Source organism: Acinetobacter sp. MB5, from assembly GCF_003261585.1.
Classification (GTDB): Bacteria; Pseudomonadota; Gammaproteobacteria; order Pseudomonadales; family Moraxellaceae; genus Acinetobacter.
On sequence record NZ_POVU01000001.1, the window covers coordinates 437420 to 450915 of the forward strand.

Below are 13496 nucleotides of genomic sequence, written 5' to 3' on the forward strand. Positions count from 1 at the left end.
TATCCTAGAGTCTTAATTGTTGAATCAGTTTCCATAATTGTTGCTTTAACAATGGCTGTTGCAGCATATCCGCCAAGCTTGCCACATGTTCAAGTTCAAGTGTCAAACCCGTCGGTAAATCACCTAAGCAAAAAATTGTCTTTTCAGCGGCAATCACATCGAAAAACCCCTGAACATAATCACCTAAACCACTTGCATCCTGCAAGCTTGGCACAGGAAATGGCCATTGTAATACAGCATCCTGTAAAACCAATGCTTGTTGAATATTTCGCCAGAGTGGCAAGGTTTCTGCTGTTAAAGCAGTATGATCAGTCAATAAAACAAACTGTTCTGCAACCAGAGCTTGTAGTTGAAATGCTTCTACAGCATCAATCGTAATATTGATTTCTGGGCCAACTGGTGATGGCTTAAGATCTTGCTCGACTGCAACTTGAGTGTTGATTTTATCTAGAATGATTTCTTGAGATGCTGCTTGATTCACAACAGATTTAATGTTTGAAACAGCATCAATATTCACCTGTTGAGGGGCTATCTGCTGCTCTACAGTTTGCCCAATATCAACATCACGCCATAACTTTGCCGCAGATGTGACTGAACGGACAACAGCCGCCCGAGGAACCCAAAGATCGATTCCCATCATGGCCAGTTGTTGACGTTGCTGTTCAATCATCATTTCATCATCTTTAAAAAGTTTGCATAGTGTAGGCGATTTTGCTTTGAAACCGAACTGTATTTGCCGATTTGCTACACGATCATGATACTGTTTTTCTTCATCACCTGATCCACAATTTCATCAGTTTCAAACCCTAAACGCCAATATAGCAATTGCAGCACATCCAGTTCATCTTGGGTAATCACCCGATCATTCCAAAGACACTGTTCAGCAATACCCAAAATCCGTAGGCGATCACGCAGCAGTAATCCTGAAATATCCTGCAAAATTTCCCCTAGATCAATCGGCTCATCTGACAAATCTTTATAGTGAACCCAGTCTTCAGGTTTAATTAATTTCTTAATAATTCTTTCACGGATTTCCAGCTGATTGCTGGTATTGAGTTGTTGTACATGCAACAAGGCATCCATTAAGCGCACAACTTCTGGAAGCACATCCTGAAATGCTGTTGGCATATGCGTTGGCAATAAATTAAGTTGATATTTAACTCTTTCTATCAACAAGGCATCCAACAGTCCAATTTCACCATCTGCCTGCGCAACAAGCGCCAGCTTGGTTAAAAACTGCCGCGATGCACTGAGTGGCATTCGTTGAATATTTTGACAAGCCAGATAAAAAATTTGTACGTGCTGACGTCCATCAATACTGAGCAAGGCATCAACAATTGCTCGACTCACCTCAGCATTTTTGGGAATAAATTCTCGGTATTGGCGAATCATTAAAATCGCAACCAGAACTTCTCGCGAACCTGTAGCTGTTTGCAAGGCACGATCAATCTGTTCTGGGCGTGACATTTTTGCCCGTATTTCAGGGTTCAACGGCTTAATCGCATCTTTTAAGGTAAAACTAATTGGAGAAAGACGGAGCAATGGTAACGGCTGCGGTGCAGACCACGTAAATGGCACCTCATGCACTTCATCCCCAAAAGGGCGAAATAGGCTAAATAAGGGTTGGGTTTTGAGCTTTTTCAGATTTTCCAAACGCAAGTCTTCAAGCAAATTTGGATTGAGCTCATAAATACGTCGCTCAATATTGGGGTGAATATTGAGCCAGCTTTGACTACTTAGAGAATTTGCAAAACACATATGTGCGATCGATTCTGAGTAAGCACTGTGAATCTGAGAACCCGCATGATGCACATAAATCCGTAACAGGGTCTGAATATTGGCATCATTACCGATAAGTTGCGTGGTGCTCACATCATCTTTAAAAGTACGCCCTGTTAAGGTAATAAATTTAATAAAACGCGAAATCAGCAAACCAAGACTTCCCATCAACCAAATCACCCCACCCGTTGCGACCAGAATCGTCTCGAACTTATTCTGACGCTTACTGTGATACGGCTTAAAGCCATGACGAGCAACTTTACTACCTAACTGGCTAAATGTAGTTAAGCTACTAAACATGATTTTTAAACGGGTATTCTGATAGGTTTCCCCTGTTAAAATCTGGTTAAATGCATAGCTAAACAAGCCATAGAGTTCAATTTCATCCAGATTTTGCAGTGCTCCCCAAGTAATTACAATCACCGTATCTTCAGGATGAACTCCCGCAGTTAAAGCATTGACACCAATTTCATCAGGCAATACATAAACTGCTGGAACATTGAGACCATACTGCTTGGCAAATTGTTGCGTGATTTTAATTGCAACGTTTTCTTCGGGTGTACTTTCATTGGGGTTTAAATAACGCGCACGAAGCTGCTTTGCCAATGAGTGACCACCTTCACGAAATACATAGACCTCATACAGTACAGAACCTAGCATGATGAATAAAATGACCAACAACACGATTGGACTATACTCATACCAAAACACAGATTGTGTTGGGTCTATATAATGCATGATTAAACCAAAAGATAAATTAAGTACGACCAATGTCAGCACAATCGCTAACGAACAAATGGTGGTCGACCAAAATAAACTCTTTTGGTGTCCTGAAGAAAATGTTTCCATTGCCAAATAAACTGCCTCAATGCATACCTGCCTTTTCATCATAAAATAAAAAAGCGGGGAAATCCCGCTTTTTCACTGTGATGAGTCGACAGGATTATTCTTCGCGAATACCTGTTAAGTCGACAGATGCTGCATCGATATTCACATCAATGTAACCATCTTTTTTCTTTTTCGCATTGTCACTACGACTACGCTGCAAATTATCCAAATATGCTTCATCAATATCGCCAGTCACATAAACACCGTCAAATACTGAACAATCAAATTCACTCACCTCAGGCACTTTTGGAATACGAATCGCTTCTTTCAAATCTTCCAAGTCTTGGAACACTAAACGATCCGCACCAATGATTTCACGAATTTCTTCAACGGTACGATCAGAAGCAATCAGCTCAGTCTTCGCAGGCATATCGATACCATACACGTTTGGATATTTCACCATTGGTGCTGCTGAAGCAAAGTAAACTTTCTTCGCACCAGAATCACGTGCCATTTGGATGATTTCGTTACAGGTTGTCCCACGCACAATCGAGTCATCCACCAACAGAACGTTCTTGCCTTTAAACTCAAGCTCAACTGGGTTCAATTTTTGGCGTACTGATTTTTTACGTTGCTGCTGACCTGGCATAATGAAGGTACGGCCCACGTAACGGTTTTTCATAAACCCTTCACGGAACTTAATCCCCAAAACATTTGCAAGCTCAAGAGCAGATGTACGGCTGGTATCTGGAATTGGAATGACCACATCAATACCGTGGTCGTCACCCCATTCTTTCAGAATACGGTTTGCCAGCTTCTCACCCATTTTTAAACGGGCTTTATACACTGAAATACCATCAATCGTTGCATCTGGACGTGCAAAGTAGACATATTCAAAAATACATGGGAAGTATTTTGGATCTGTTGCACATTGTTTAGTAAACAATTCACCTTCAGCATTGATATAAATTGCTTCACCTGGTGCAATATCACGCTCAACTTTAAAGCCAAGTGCTGTAATCGCAACGGATTCAGATGCAATGATATATTCAGTTTTGCCTGCATCATTGACACGTGAACCATAAATCAATGGACGAATACCATTTGGATCACGGAAACCCACCAAGCCTTGGCTAGTAATCATGGCAACAACACCATAAGCACCGCGGCAACGCTGATGTACACGATGAACTGCATAGAAGATATCTTCTGGGGTTGGATGCAATGTTCTGAGTTTTTGTAACTCATGCGCAAATACGTTCAATAGAACTTCAGAGTCTGAATCTGTGTTCATGTGACGCAAGTCAGTTTCAAACAGGTCTTGACGAATGTCGTCTGCGTTGGTCAAGTTACCATTGTGCGCCAATGTAATCCCGTAAGGTGAGTTTACATAAAACGGTTGCGCTTCTGCACTGCTTGATGAACCCGCTGTTGGATAACGAACGTGACCAATCCCGTAGTTACCTTGCAAAGCACGCATGTGGCGAGTGTGGAATACATCACGTACCAAGCCATTGTCTTTACGCAAGAATAAACGCCCATTATGACAAGTGACAATACCTGCCGCATCTTGTCCACGATGCTGCAACATCGTCAAAGCATCAAATAACAATTGGTTAACTGGCGAATGACCAGCAATCCCAACAACTCCACACATAGTAACCTCGCAGACAAGCTTGGATTAATTAAAAGGGTTTTTAGTCGAATGTTCTGAACGATTCCCTAGAGAAGACTCGCGCCCAGATGAGTCATCTGAAGCTTCAACTTCAGTCTGACCCTGATGATTCATATGTTTAATCGCATCATTGGCAAGATCTTTCGATAAGTCTGTTGCCAGCGGTGCATAAGGCAGAAGTGCCTGAACAAATAAGGAATGCTTCCAAGACTGTGCGCTTTGTAACCAAGGCGCCAAGCTCTGCATGATAATGAGAACGATAAATAAACTTTTCAGTGTTCCGAATAGTCCACCAGCCAATCGATTGAGAGGATCAAGTTTCAGTGTTTTGACCAAACTATTGAGTAAACCCGTCAATAACCAGGTCAGTATAATCACCACAAATGCAACACTTGCAAATGCAGCAACCTTTTGAACCATCAGATTATGACTCACTCCAGACATGAGTGGTGCAAGCGTAGCAGAACAACTACTTGCAACAAACAAGGCACAGATCCACCCCAGCAAATTTGCCAAAGCGCTGAATAATCCTTGTCGCAATCCATTAATACAACTAAATGCTAAGATTGCAATAACAATAATATCTAAAGTATTCATAAAGTTATGTCATGGCATGAATACAATCTTGTACCAAATCTGGACCTGTATAAATCAGACCACTGTAAATCTGAACCAAACTTGCACCTGCTTGTTGCTTGGCATGTGCCTGTTCACCTGCCAAAATTCCACCAACACCAATCAGTGGGATCTGATTTTTTAACACAGCAGCGAAAGTTTTTAAACAGGCTGTACTTTTTTCAAACACTGGCGCACCTGACAAACCACCTGCTTCATCACCAAAAGGTAGATTTTCCACCCCTTCACGAGACAGTGTTGTATTGGTCACAATCAGACCATCAATTTTATAGGCTAACAATTGCTTAGCGATAAAAGCAATATCATCGGTTGTTAAATCAGGGGCAACTTTCAATACCAAAGGAACATAATGTCCATATTGTTCAGCGAGCTCTGCTTGACGGTTTTTTAACGTTTCAAGCAAATGGGTCAACGCTTCACCACTTTGCAAGCTACGTAGATTCTTTGTATTTGGTGATGAGATATTGACGGTCACATACGATGCGTAATTGTAAACTTTTTCCAAACAGATCAAATAATCATCAGCAGCTTTTTCGACAGGTGTATCGGCATTTTTACCAATATTAATACCCAACACCCCTTTATATTTAGAGGCTTTTACATTTTCAACCAGCTTATCAACACCATCATTATTAAATCCCATACGGTTAATAATGGCGTTCGCTTTAGGCAAACGGAATAAACGAGGTTGTGGATTGCCTGATTGAGGGCGTGGTGTAATGGTCCCTATTTCAATAAAGCCGAAACCAAGTGCGGCCAAGGCATCAATATAGTCACCATTTTTATCTAGACCTGCTGCCAACCCAACTGGATTTGGAAACTCGATTCCCATGCAGTGAACAGGCTTTGCGATAAATTTAGAGTTTACTAGTCCCATTTTATGCGCAGTTTTCAGCCATGATAATGTCAGTTCATGCGCACGCTCTGGTGCTAACGAAAACAACAAAGGGCGAGCCAGTGAATACATCATAAAGTCATCGAATGAGTAGTTTGAAAACGGGCTTATTATAGGCATGCATACTCAAAAACGCCATGCTTCACAACGCTTTATTTATAATATTCGTAACAGGCATGCTGTGATTTTCACCACTAATTCCTGAAAAATCATTGAATTGCTCTGTTACATTGAACAATTCAATGACAATTTAATCTTAAGCCAATGGAATAAAGCTTGAGGTTTGCGTTGACAACCCTTCTGCAATCACGGCTTGTTCATAAATTCTAGCTTCTGCAAGTGCAAAAGGATGAAATGCCATTTGTGTTAAGCGCTCTGCAATAAATGCAACCACATTCATATGACAAACCACCACAATCGACTCATATGGAAGTTTTGACAGCCAATCAATCGCAAGATCTGGATCGTCATCTGGTTTAATGCGATCACACAACATGACAGGCACATTCGAGAAATAATACTGAATATGTGCCAATGTTTCCTGCGCACGTAGCAATGGGCTCACTACAAATAAATCTGGCTGAATTTTATGGCGCAAAAACTCTGCCGTTTGTTCAGCTTGTAGATGTCCACGTTCAGTCAGTGGGCGTTTGATATCATTACCATGAACTGGACGAGCAGCCTCACCATGACGAACTAAAGTTAATTGCATAAAATTTCCTGAAAAAGTGCAATTAGGATTGTTTATAACTAAACAATGTGAAGATTGTCTTACACCTGCTGGTGTGGCAGAACAAATTCAACGTCGCTTCGATGTCCGCTTTTCATCAGCGACAAAGCAATCGAAAGTGGTGGTGCCTGTTCAAAGATCACATCATACAATGCATTGGTAATTGGCATATAGACATCCAACTCTTTAGCACGGGTACGAACTTGTACAATGGTATTGATCCCTTCTGCTGTTTGACCAAGCTCCTCTGTGGCTTGTTGAAGCGTCTTTCCTTGCCCCAAGGCATAACCGACCTGATAGTTACGGCTCAACGGACTATTACACGTTGCAAACAAGTCACCAACACCAGACAACCCTAAGAATGTTAATGGATTAGCCCCTAATTTTACTGCAAATCGGCTCATTTCTGCCAATGCACGGGTTAAAATCATGCTTCGGGTATTTTCCCCTACGCCATGTGCAGCCGCCATTCCCATTGCAACCGCATAGATATTTTTCAATGCACCACCCAGCTCTACACCATGTACGTCATCACTGGCAAAAACACGGAATAATGCACTATGCAAAGCTTGTTGGACTGCATAACGAACTTGTTCTGAATGGCTCGCAATAACCGTTCCTGCTGGCATACCCGCCATAATTTCTTTTGCCAAGTTAGGCCCTGACAACACGCCGTAAGGCACTTCTGGCAATTCTTCGCGAATAATTTCACTCATGAAGCTAAAGGTTTTCGCTTCAATCCCTTTGGTCAATGAAATAATGGCTTGTGCAGTAATAAAGGGTTTAATTTTCTGGATAATACTACGAAATGAATGGCTTGGAATCGTAACTAAAATTAAATCGCGATCACGAACCGCATGCTCTAAATCAGCAGTCACGTGCAAACTATGTTCGAGTTCGAAATCAGGCAAATAGCGTTTATTAATATGGGTTTGATTGATTTCCTCTGCTGTATCAGCATCTCGAATCCAAAGCATGGTGTCGCAGCCATTACGTGCAGCTAAATTTGCCATGGCTGTTCCAAAACTACCACCACCAAGTACAGTCACACGTAATGCTGTTTTTTTATCAACAGGTACAGCTTCAACTAAATCTGTAAATTTTAATTCGGACATAATTCTTTTATTACCTTTAAGATGCTGACCAATAGCTTACATAATCAGAGATTGCGACTTCCGCACGTGGCGCCAATTCCTTCCCTGCCGTGCCCACATAAATGATTCCAGAAATCAAATCATGTGCTTGCAAACCCAATGCTGCTTTCAAAGTCACCGACTCAACCACGGCACCAGTACGCCACATTGTGGCAAAACCTTGACTCTGAAGTGACAATAGAAAATTTTCAACGGCAGCACCCGTACTTAAAATTTGCTCGAATTCAGGAACTTTTGCATGATCAACAATATGTGTTAATGCTAAAACCAGCATAGGTGCACGAAATGGATGATTTTTAACACGTTCTATTTGGACTGGATCTGTTTCTGGAAAATCTTGTCGCATTGAATTTGCAATAAGTTCACCAAATGCAGCTCGCTGGCTTTCTTCAATCACGACAAAACGTGTTGGCTTCAAACGGTGATGATCTGGTGCAGTTAATGCTGCTGCAAATGCCAACTCAAGTTGTTGAGCATTGGGTGCTGGTTCAACTAAAAGTCCCACTGACTGGCGCTGTTGAATATTGTCATGAACCACTGCTACTGTTGTATTTGCCATGAATATTGCAATCTTTTTCATTTAAACAATTTAATTTAGATTAACATACTCTAAAAAATGAACTCTAGTTTTGCTGCAAGAAAAAATATTTCACTTAAACATTCGCAAAAATATCCATCATCTTGACGTGAATATACACAATTTCCTCAATTTATCATGCACACTGACACATTCACATATTCAACTTAGCTATCTCTAAAAAAGGAAAATATGAACCAGACTATTCGTATTATCAGTTTTATCGGATTAGCAGCTTTCTTTAGTGCCTGTAGCTCAAATCCCTCTTCAACACTTGCCTTACAAAAAGAAAATCATGAATTTGAAGTAACAGGACTAGGTAAAACAGCCGTGATTGCAAAAAATAATGCCATTATGGCTGCCAATAAAACCTGTTCTAGACAAATACCTATAATTCGCAACGAATCCACAAGTTACAATGGTATTTTTAAAAATATGACCGATGAGCAAACTGGTCAGAGCATTACTGCTGCAACTGAAGTTCTGGGAGGAATCTTAGGTTACAGTCCAAAATTACAACGTGATGATGATTATCAAACAACCCTAACTTTTTTCTGTCAGCCTAAATCAACATAAAAAAAGGGATCAATCATGATCCCTTTTTATCTAAAAATCTTGGATTAGCAATAACCATCTAAACGAGTAAGTGGTAATTTTTGTCCAATCGCTTTTTCAATATCAGACAAATAAAATGCATCATCTTCTGACAAGAAGCTAATACTTACCCCTTGTGAACCCGCACGACCTGTACGTCCAATACGGTGTACATAATCTTCAGATTGCTCAGGCAAAGTGAAATTCACCACATGTGATACACCATCAACATGAATACCACGACCCGCAACATCGGTTGCAATCATGATATTGTGCTGGCCATTTTTAAACTGATCGAGCATTTTTAAACGTTTGTCTTGGGCAATTTCACCAGACAACATCACCACTTTGTAGCCATCTTTTTTCAAGTTGTCATATAAACGACGCACTTGATCTCGACGGTTCGCAAAAATCATGACTTTTTCAATCGGCTCATTATGCAAAACATCTTGCAATAACTTGTACTTGTCTCGATTAGAAACCACATACACACGCTGTTCAACATCTGCATTGGTTTTCTTTTCTGGCTCAATTTCGACTGTAACAGGCTCAAATAACCACTGACGGGCTAAGTTTAAAACGTCATAGCTAAAAGTTGCTGAAAACATCAGGGTTTGACGCTGCTCTTTACGCGGTGAAAAACGTACAATTCGTTTTACAGCAGGAATAAAGCCCATATCTAGCAAACGGTCAGCTTCATCAATCACTAGAAATTCAACTTGATCCAACCAAACTTCTTTTTGCTCAGTAAAATCAATCAGACGGCCTGGTGTTGCCACCAAAATATCGACAAAACCAGCATCAAGCTGTTTTCTCTGTTTATCGAAATCAACACCGCCTAGTAACGTCACGACATTTAATGAGGTGAATTTGGTTAAATCTTTGGCGTCTTGCTCAATTTGTAAAGCCAATTCACGAGTTGGTGCTAAAATCAATGCGCGCGGTTCGCCACGATAACGCTGCTCTTGAATCGGATTATTCAGTAAATCATTAATAATACTAATTAAAAATGCAGCCGTTTTCCCTGTTCCTGTTTGCGCTCGACCAATTGCATCATGGCCTGCCAGCGTAAACTTTAAAACCTTTTCTTGAATCGGCGTCATGCTGGTAAAGCCCAACGCGTCTATCGCCTGTTTTAACTGAGGATGTAAATTTAAGGTTTCGAAACCAGATGACATAAACCTGTTAATCCGTTATGCGCGTAAAATAAGTCGCCATTATAAACAAAAAACGCCCCAAATGTTATGGGGCGTTTTCGCGGTTAAGCACTTAAAAAGATCAGTCTAATGGCTGAACTTCTTCTGCTTGGAAACCTTTTTGACCTTGTACAACGCTGAATTCAACGCGTTGACCGTCACGAAGTGAACGGTGACCGTCGCCTAAGATAGCGCGGAAGTGAACGAATACGTCATCACCGCTGCTACGTTGAATAAAGCCAAAACCTTTAGTGTCGTTGAACCATTTAACTACGCCTTGTTCACGTACTGTCATTAGTTAATCCTCTGTGATTAAAAAAAAGGATCACCCGGTGTTGCAAACAGTAGAGCGACAAGGTTTAAAAATAGTTATTATTTTTAAGCTTGTGATCATTCTGTAAAACTATTAACAAAATCCGGTTATATCCACATTGTCATAGGTTTTTTGCGAAATTGCATCCTACATACGGTTCCGAGAGTAGCACGCCTTTCAGTGAATTGATACAAAAATTTTTCATAAATATTGCATTTTATCAGGTATTTTTTTCTTACATTTAGATTGATTTTTAAGACCACCTTCCCCTTTTTTTTACCTAGGTTTTTTTGTTACTATTTGGAGCTTTATTGAATTTAGAATCAAGTTTTATGTCCGATCCTAAAGCAACTTTCATGGAAATTGATGCAATGGGAAAACCATGTCCTATGCCTTTATTGATGTTGAAACGCGCAATAAAATCCACATCGACTCAGCAAAAGTTCTGTTTAAAAGCATCAGATCCAAACAGCGAAATCGATATTTTACGCTACTGCCAAATGCAGAATCTAAGCTGTCAGATGATTAAAATTACTGAACATGAATTACACTACCTCATTGAATCTTAATGAATAACACATGTACATAATTTGAAGACGCTGGCATAAAAAATTACATTTCTCTACCCTTTTTACCTTAATTCTGCTTACAAAGCAGATTAAGATAAACATATTGATTTTGACTAGCTCATCCCTATAAGGAGTTTTCATGACTGACAGCAGCAATCAATTGATGCCCCTGTCATTGTCTGCACCTGGTGTGAACCTAGGCGCATACATCAGTACTGTCAATCAGATTCCAATTTTAACTGCCGAACAAGAAAAAGAGTTGGCGGAACGCTATTACTACGACCAAGATCTTGACGCAGCAAAAATGCTGGTCATGTCACATCTACGTTTCGTTGTACATATTGCACGCACCTATGCAGGCTATGGCTTGCCACAAGGCGACCTGATTCAAGAAGGCAACTTAGGCTTAATGAAAGCCGTAAAACGTTTTGACCCGAATATGGGCGTGCGTTTAGTGTCTTTTGCAGTGCATTGGATTAAAGCAGAAATTCATGAATATGTGATTCGTAACTGGCGAATTGTCAAAATTGCCACGACCAAAGCACAGCGTAAGTTATTTTTTAATCTTCGTAGCTTAAAAAAATCAAGCAAACGCTTAACGCTTGAGGAAGCACAATCGATTGCCAATGACCTGAATGTTACTCCAGAACAAGTTCTGGAAATGGAAGGTCGTTTAACCGCATACGATGCAGCTTTTGAAGCGCAAAACGATGACGATGACGAAGGTTCAACCCATATTGCACCTGCATTGTACTTAGAAGATAGTCGTTATGACCCTGCCCGTTTGGTCGAAAATGAAGACTATGAAGAGCAAAGTACATCTGCACTGCACGATGCCATGAATCAGCTTGATGATCGCTCTCGTAATATTTTACAGCGTCGCTGGTTAGACGATGACAAATCAACCTTACACGAGCTCGCAGCCGAATATAATGTCTCAGCAGAGCGTATTCGTCAGCTTGAAAAAAATGCGATGGAAAAAATTAAAGTTGCGATGTCATCCAACTAAATTTTCCGTTCATAAAAATGAATAAATTAGGCTGATTCTTCAGCCTTTTTTGTTGCCCAAGTTTCATGCAAATAATCGTAACCCACCCAAAAATCTATGTTATGGTATAGCGCAAATTCTTGACGGAATAGCGCAATGTGGCTTGCAATCTCTGCGTTAAATCTTGCTCTTGCAGTAATCCTCGGTGCCTTTGGTGCACACGGTTTAAAAGCTCGGGCAACCATTGACCAACTTTCTTGGTGGCATACTGCAACCGATTACTTTTTTTATCATGCGCTTGGATTATTAGCCCTTGCGATTTTAGCGAAAGTGTCACCACAGTTCCCAATCAAGGTCAGCTTTATTTGCATTCAAATTGGGATTGTATTCTTCTGTGGTTCACTCTATGTCATGGGCTTAGGTTTACCCCGTATTTTAGGGGCGATTACGCCAATTGGCGGTGCTTTTATGATTATTGGATGGTTAGCATTGGCTTGGAATGCCATGAAATTTGCAAAATGAGGACAGCATGCAAATCTTTTTAAACGGCGTGGCAACTGAAACGTCTTGTGAAAACCTACTTACATTAGTTCAATCTCTAGCCTTAGAAAACAAACGCTTTGCGGTTGAACTCAATGAAATGATTGTGCCGAAATCAAAATTAGAACAAACACAGATTCAAGCTCAAGATCATATTGAAATTATTCATGCCGTTGGTGGTGGTTAATAGGACATAATTATGCAAGACGCTCAATTTAACGATTCCCCTTTAATTATTGGTTCACGTACTTTTCAATCCCGCCTATTGGTTGGCACAGGCAAGTACAAAGATCTCAATGAAACAGATTTAGCGATTCAAGCCAGTGGCGCAGAAATTGTGACTGTTGCAATTCGCCGTGTGAATATTGGTCAGCACCCAGATCAACCGAACTTACTTTCTGTTGTTCCACCAGAGAAATACACAATTCTGCCAAATACAGCAGGCTGTTTCGATGCCAATAGCGCAGTTCGTACCTGTATGCTGGCACGTGAACTGCTTGATGGTCACAATTTAGTGAAACTTGAAGTCTTGGGTGATGAAAAAACCTTGTACCCAAATATCACTGAAACGCTGAAAGCTGCACGCACCTTGATTGATGATGGTTTTGAAATCATGGTCTATACCTCAGATGACCCAATTGTGGCACAAGAGCTTGAGAGCATGGGCTGTGTGGCAATTATGCCTTTGGGCAGCTTGATTGGTTCAGGTTTGGGCATTTTAAATCCACATACCATTTCCATCATTAAAGAAAATGCAAAAGTTCCAGTGTTGGTCGATGCAGGTGTGGGTACTGCCAGCGATGCTGCGATTGCAATGGAATTAGGTTGTGATGGTGTGCTGATGAATACTGCGATTGCCAATGCACAAAACCCGATTTTAATGGCATCTGCCATGAAAAAAGCAGTTGAAGCAGGTCGTGAAGCCTTCTTGGCAGGTCGTATGCCACGCAAGCGCATGGCAAATGCCAGCTCACCTGAAACGGGTTATTTCTTTAAATAATTCAAATGAGTGCATAAAAAAG

16 protein-coding genes are annotated in these 13496 nt (G+C 40.7%); 6 read left to right on the forward strand and 10 right to left on the reverse strand.

The genetic code is table 11. The annotated features are described in order from the left end of the window. Positions 1 to 4 precede the first annotated feature (4 nt). The 8 genes from C1A47_RS02150 to C1A47_RS02185 form a co-directional block, all read right to left on the reverse strand. The gene (locus tag C1A47_RS02150) at positions 5 to 673 is read right to left on the reverse strand and encodes a hypothetical protein (RefSeq protein ID WP_111891943.1); all 669 of its coding nucleotides are present in this window, start codon (positions 671 to 673) and stop codon (positions 5 to 7) included. Positions 674 to 744: 71 nt separating this feature from the next. Then, complete coding sequence (locus C1A47_RS02155) at positions 745 to 2628, reverse strand: peptidase M48 (protein WP_111891945.1); 1884 nt, start codon at positions 2626 to 2628, stop codon at positions 745 to 747. A gap of 94 nt (positions 2629 to 2722) precedes the next feature. Beyond that, positions 2723 to 4264, reverse strand: coding sequence for an amidophosphoribosyltransferase (gene purF, locus C1A47_RS02160; protein ID WP_111891947.1), 1542 nt, complete (start codon positions 4262 to 4264; stop codon positions 2723 to 2725). A gap of 24 nt (positions 4265 to 4288) precedes the next feature. Further along, on the reverse strand, positions 4289 to 4879 hold the full coding sequence (locus tag C1A47_RS02165) for a CvpA family protein (protein WP_111891949.1): 591 nt from the start codon (positions 4877 to 4879) through the stop codon (positions 4289 to 4291). 4 nt (positions 4880 to 4883) lie between these two features. Next, on the reverse strand, positions 4884 to 5888 hold the full coding sequence (locus tag C1A47_RS02170; protein ID WP_111891951.1) for a quinone-dependent dihydroorotate dehydrogenase: 1005 nt from the start codon (positions 5886 to 5888) through the stop codon (positions 4884 to 4886). A gap of 181 nt (positions 5889 to 6069) precedes the next feature. Further along, the gene (locus tag C1A47_RS02175) at positions 6070 to 6525 is read right to left on the reverse strand and encodes a SixA phosphatase family protein (RefSeq protein WP_111891953.1); all 456 of its coding nucleotides are present in this window, start codon (positions 6523 to 6525) and stop codon (positions 6070 to 6072) included. 59 nt (positions 6526 to 6584) lie between these two features. Then, complete coding sequence (locus C1A47_RS02180) at positions 6585 to 7658, reverse strand: NAD(P)H-dependent glycerol-3-phosphate dehydrogenase (RefSeq protein WP_111891955.1); 1074 nt, start codon at positions 7656 to 7658, stop codon at positions 6585 to 6587. 16 nt (positions 7659 to 7674) lie between these two features. Continuing rightward, positions 7675 to 8256, reverse strand: coding sequence for a nitroreductase (locus C1A47_RS02185; RefSeq protein WP_111891957.1), 582 nt, complete (start codon positions 8254 to 8256; stop codon positions 7675 to 7677). Between the two features lie 210 nt (positions 8257 to 8466). On the opposite strand from C1A47_RS02185, the gene C1A47_RS02190 reads away from it, so the two are divergent. Continuing rightward, entirely contained in the window at positions 8467 to 8850 is a 384-nt protein-coding gene (locus C1A47_RS02190) for a hypothetical protein (RefSeq protein ID WP_111891959.1), read from the forward strand. A 44-nt stretch (positions 8851 to 8894) separates the two neighbouring features. Here the strand turns inward: C1A47_RS02190 and rhlB are convergent, their stop codons facing one another. Together rhlB and C1A47_RS02200 are read right to left on the reverse strand one after the other, a co-directional pair. Then, positions 8895 to 10046, reverse strand: a complete 1152-nt coding sequence (gene rhlB / locus C1A47_RS02195; protein ID WP_111891961.1) for an ATP-dependent RNA helicase RhlB — start codon at positions 10044 to 10046, stop codon at positions 8895 to 8897. Positions 10047 to 10146: 100 nt separating this feature from the next. Beyond that, positions 10147 to 10359: a cold-shock protein gene (locus C1A47_RS02200; protein ID WP_111891963.1), complete on the reverse strand. Its 213-nt coding sequence runs from the start codon at positions 10357 to 10359 to the stop codon at positions 10147 to 10149. 350 nt (positions 10360 to 10709) lie between these two features. Between C1A47_RS02200 and C1A47_RS02205 the strand changes: the two genes are divergently transcribed. The 5 genes from C1A47_RS02205 to C1A47_RS02225 all read left to right on the forward strand — a co-directional run bounded on the left by C1A47_RS02205 (position 10710) and on the right by C1A47_RS02225 (position 13474). Next, complete coding sequence (locus C1A47_RS02205; protein ID WP_111891965.1) at positions 10710 to 10946, forward strand: sulfurtransferase TusA family protein; 237 nt, start codon at positions 10710 to 10712, stop codon at positions 10944 to 10946. A 139-nt stretch (positions 10947 to 11085) separates the two neighbouring features. Continuing rightward, positions 11086 to 11955 (forward strand): RNA polymerase sigma factor RpoH, encoded by an 870-nt coding sequence (gene rpoH / locus C1A47_RS02210; protein ID WP_111891967.1) that lies wholly within the window; start codon positions 11086 to 11088, stop codon positions 11953 to 11955. 135 nt (positions 11956 to 12090) lie between these two features. Continuing rightward, complete coding sequence (locus C1A47_RS02215) at positions 12091 to 12456, forward strand: DUF423 domain-containing protein (RefSeq protein ID WP_111891969.1); 366 nt, start codon at positions 12091 to 12093, stop codon at positions 12454 to 12456. A gap of 7 nt (positions 12457 to 12463) precedes the next feature. Further along, complete coding sequence (thiS, locus tag C1A47_RS02220) at positions 12464 to 12661, forward strand: sulfur carrier protein ThiS (RefSeq protein WP_111891971.1); 198 nt, start codon at positions 12464 to 12466, stop codon at positions 12659 to 12661. A 12-nt stretch (positions 12662 to 12673) separates the two neighbouring features. Further along, a complete protein-coding gene (locus C1A47_RS02225; protein ID WP_111891973.1) occupies positions 12674 to 13474 on the forward strand; it encodes a thiazole synthase in 801 nt (266 codons plus the stop codon). Positions 13475 to 13496 lie beyond the last annotated feature (22 nt).

What these genes read in the sequence shown, in the direction of transcription:
- C1A47_RS02150 (WP_111891943.1), bottom strand. Translation starts at nt 673, where the DNA reads ATGATGATTGAACAGCAACGTCAACAACTGGCCATGATGGGAATCGAT.
- C1A47_RS02155 (WP_111891945.1), bottom strand. Translation starts at nt 2,628, where the DNA reads ATGGAAACATTTTCTTCAGGACACCAAAAGAGTTTATTTTGGTCGACC.
- purF (WP_111891947.1), bottom strand. Translation starts at nt 4,264, where the DNA reads ATGTGTGGAGTTGTTGGGATTGCTGGTCATTCGCCAGTTAACCAATTG.
- C1A47_RS02165 (WP_111891949.1), bottom strand. Translation starts at nt 4,879, where the DNA reads ATGAATACTTTAGATATTATTGTTATTGCAATCTTAGCATTTAGTTGT.
- C1A47_RS02170 (WP_111891951.1), bottom strand. Translation starts at nt 5,888, where the DNA reads ATGATGTATTCACTGGCTCGCCCTTTGTTGTTTTCGTTAGCACCAGAG.
- C1A47_RS02175 (WP_111891953.1), bottom strand. Translation starts at nt 6,525, where the DNA reads ATGCAATTAACTTTAGTTCGTCATGGTGAGGCTGCTCGTCCAGTTCAT.
- C1A47_RS02180 (WP_111891955.1), bottom strand. Translation starts at nt 7,658, where the DNA reads ATGTCCGAATTAAAATTTACAGATTTAGTTGAAGCTGTACCTGTTGAT.
- C1A47_RS02185 (WP_111891957.1), bottom strand. Translation starts at nt 8,256, where the DNA reads ATGGCAAATACAACAGTAGCAGTGGTTCATGACAATATTCAACAGCGC.
- C1A47_RS02190 (WP_111891959.1), top strand. Translation starts at nt 8,467, where the DNA reads ATGAACCAGACTATTCGTATTATCAGTTTTATCGGATTAGCAGCTTTC.
- rhlB (WP_111891961.1), bottom strand. Translation starts at nt 10,046, where the DNA reads ATGTCATCTGGTTTCGAAACCTTAAATTTACATCCTCAGTTAAAACAG.
- C1A47_RS02200 (WP_111891963.1), bottom strand. Translation starts at nt 10,359, where the DNA reads ATGACAGTACGTGAACAAGGCGTAGTTAAATGGTTCAACGACACTAAA.
- C1A47_RS02205 (WP_111891965.1), top strand. Translation starts at nt 10,710, where the DNA reads ATGTCCGATCCTAAAGCAACTTTCATGGAAATTGATGCAATGGGAAAA.
- rpoH (WP_111891967.1), top strand. Translation starts at nt 11,086, where the DNA reads ATGACTGACAGCAGCAATCAATTGATGCCCCTGTCATTGTCTGCACCT.
- C1A47_RS02215 (WP_111891969.1), top strand. Translation starts at nt 12,091, where the DNA reads ATGTGGCTTGCAATCTCTGCGTTAAATCTTGCTCTTGCAGTAATCCTC.
- thiS (WP_111891971.1), top strand. Translation starts at nt 12,464, where the DNA reads ATGCAAATCTTTTTAAACGGCGTGGCAACTGAAACGTCTTGTGAAAAC.
- C1A47_RS02225 (WP_111891973.1), top strand. Translation starts at nt 12,674, where the DNA reads ATGCAAGACGCTCAATTTAACGATTCCCCTTTAATTATTGGTTCACGT.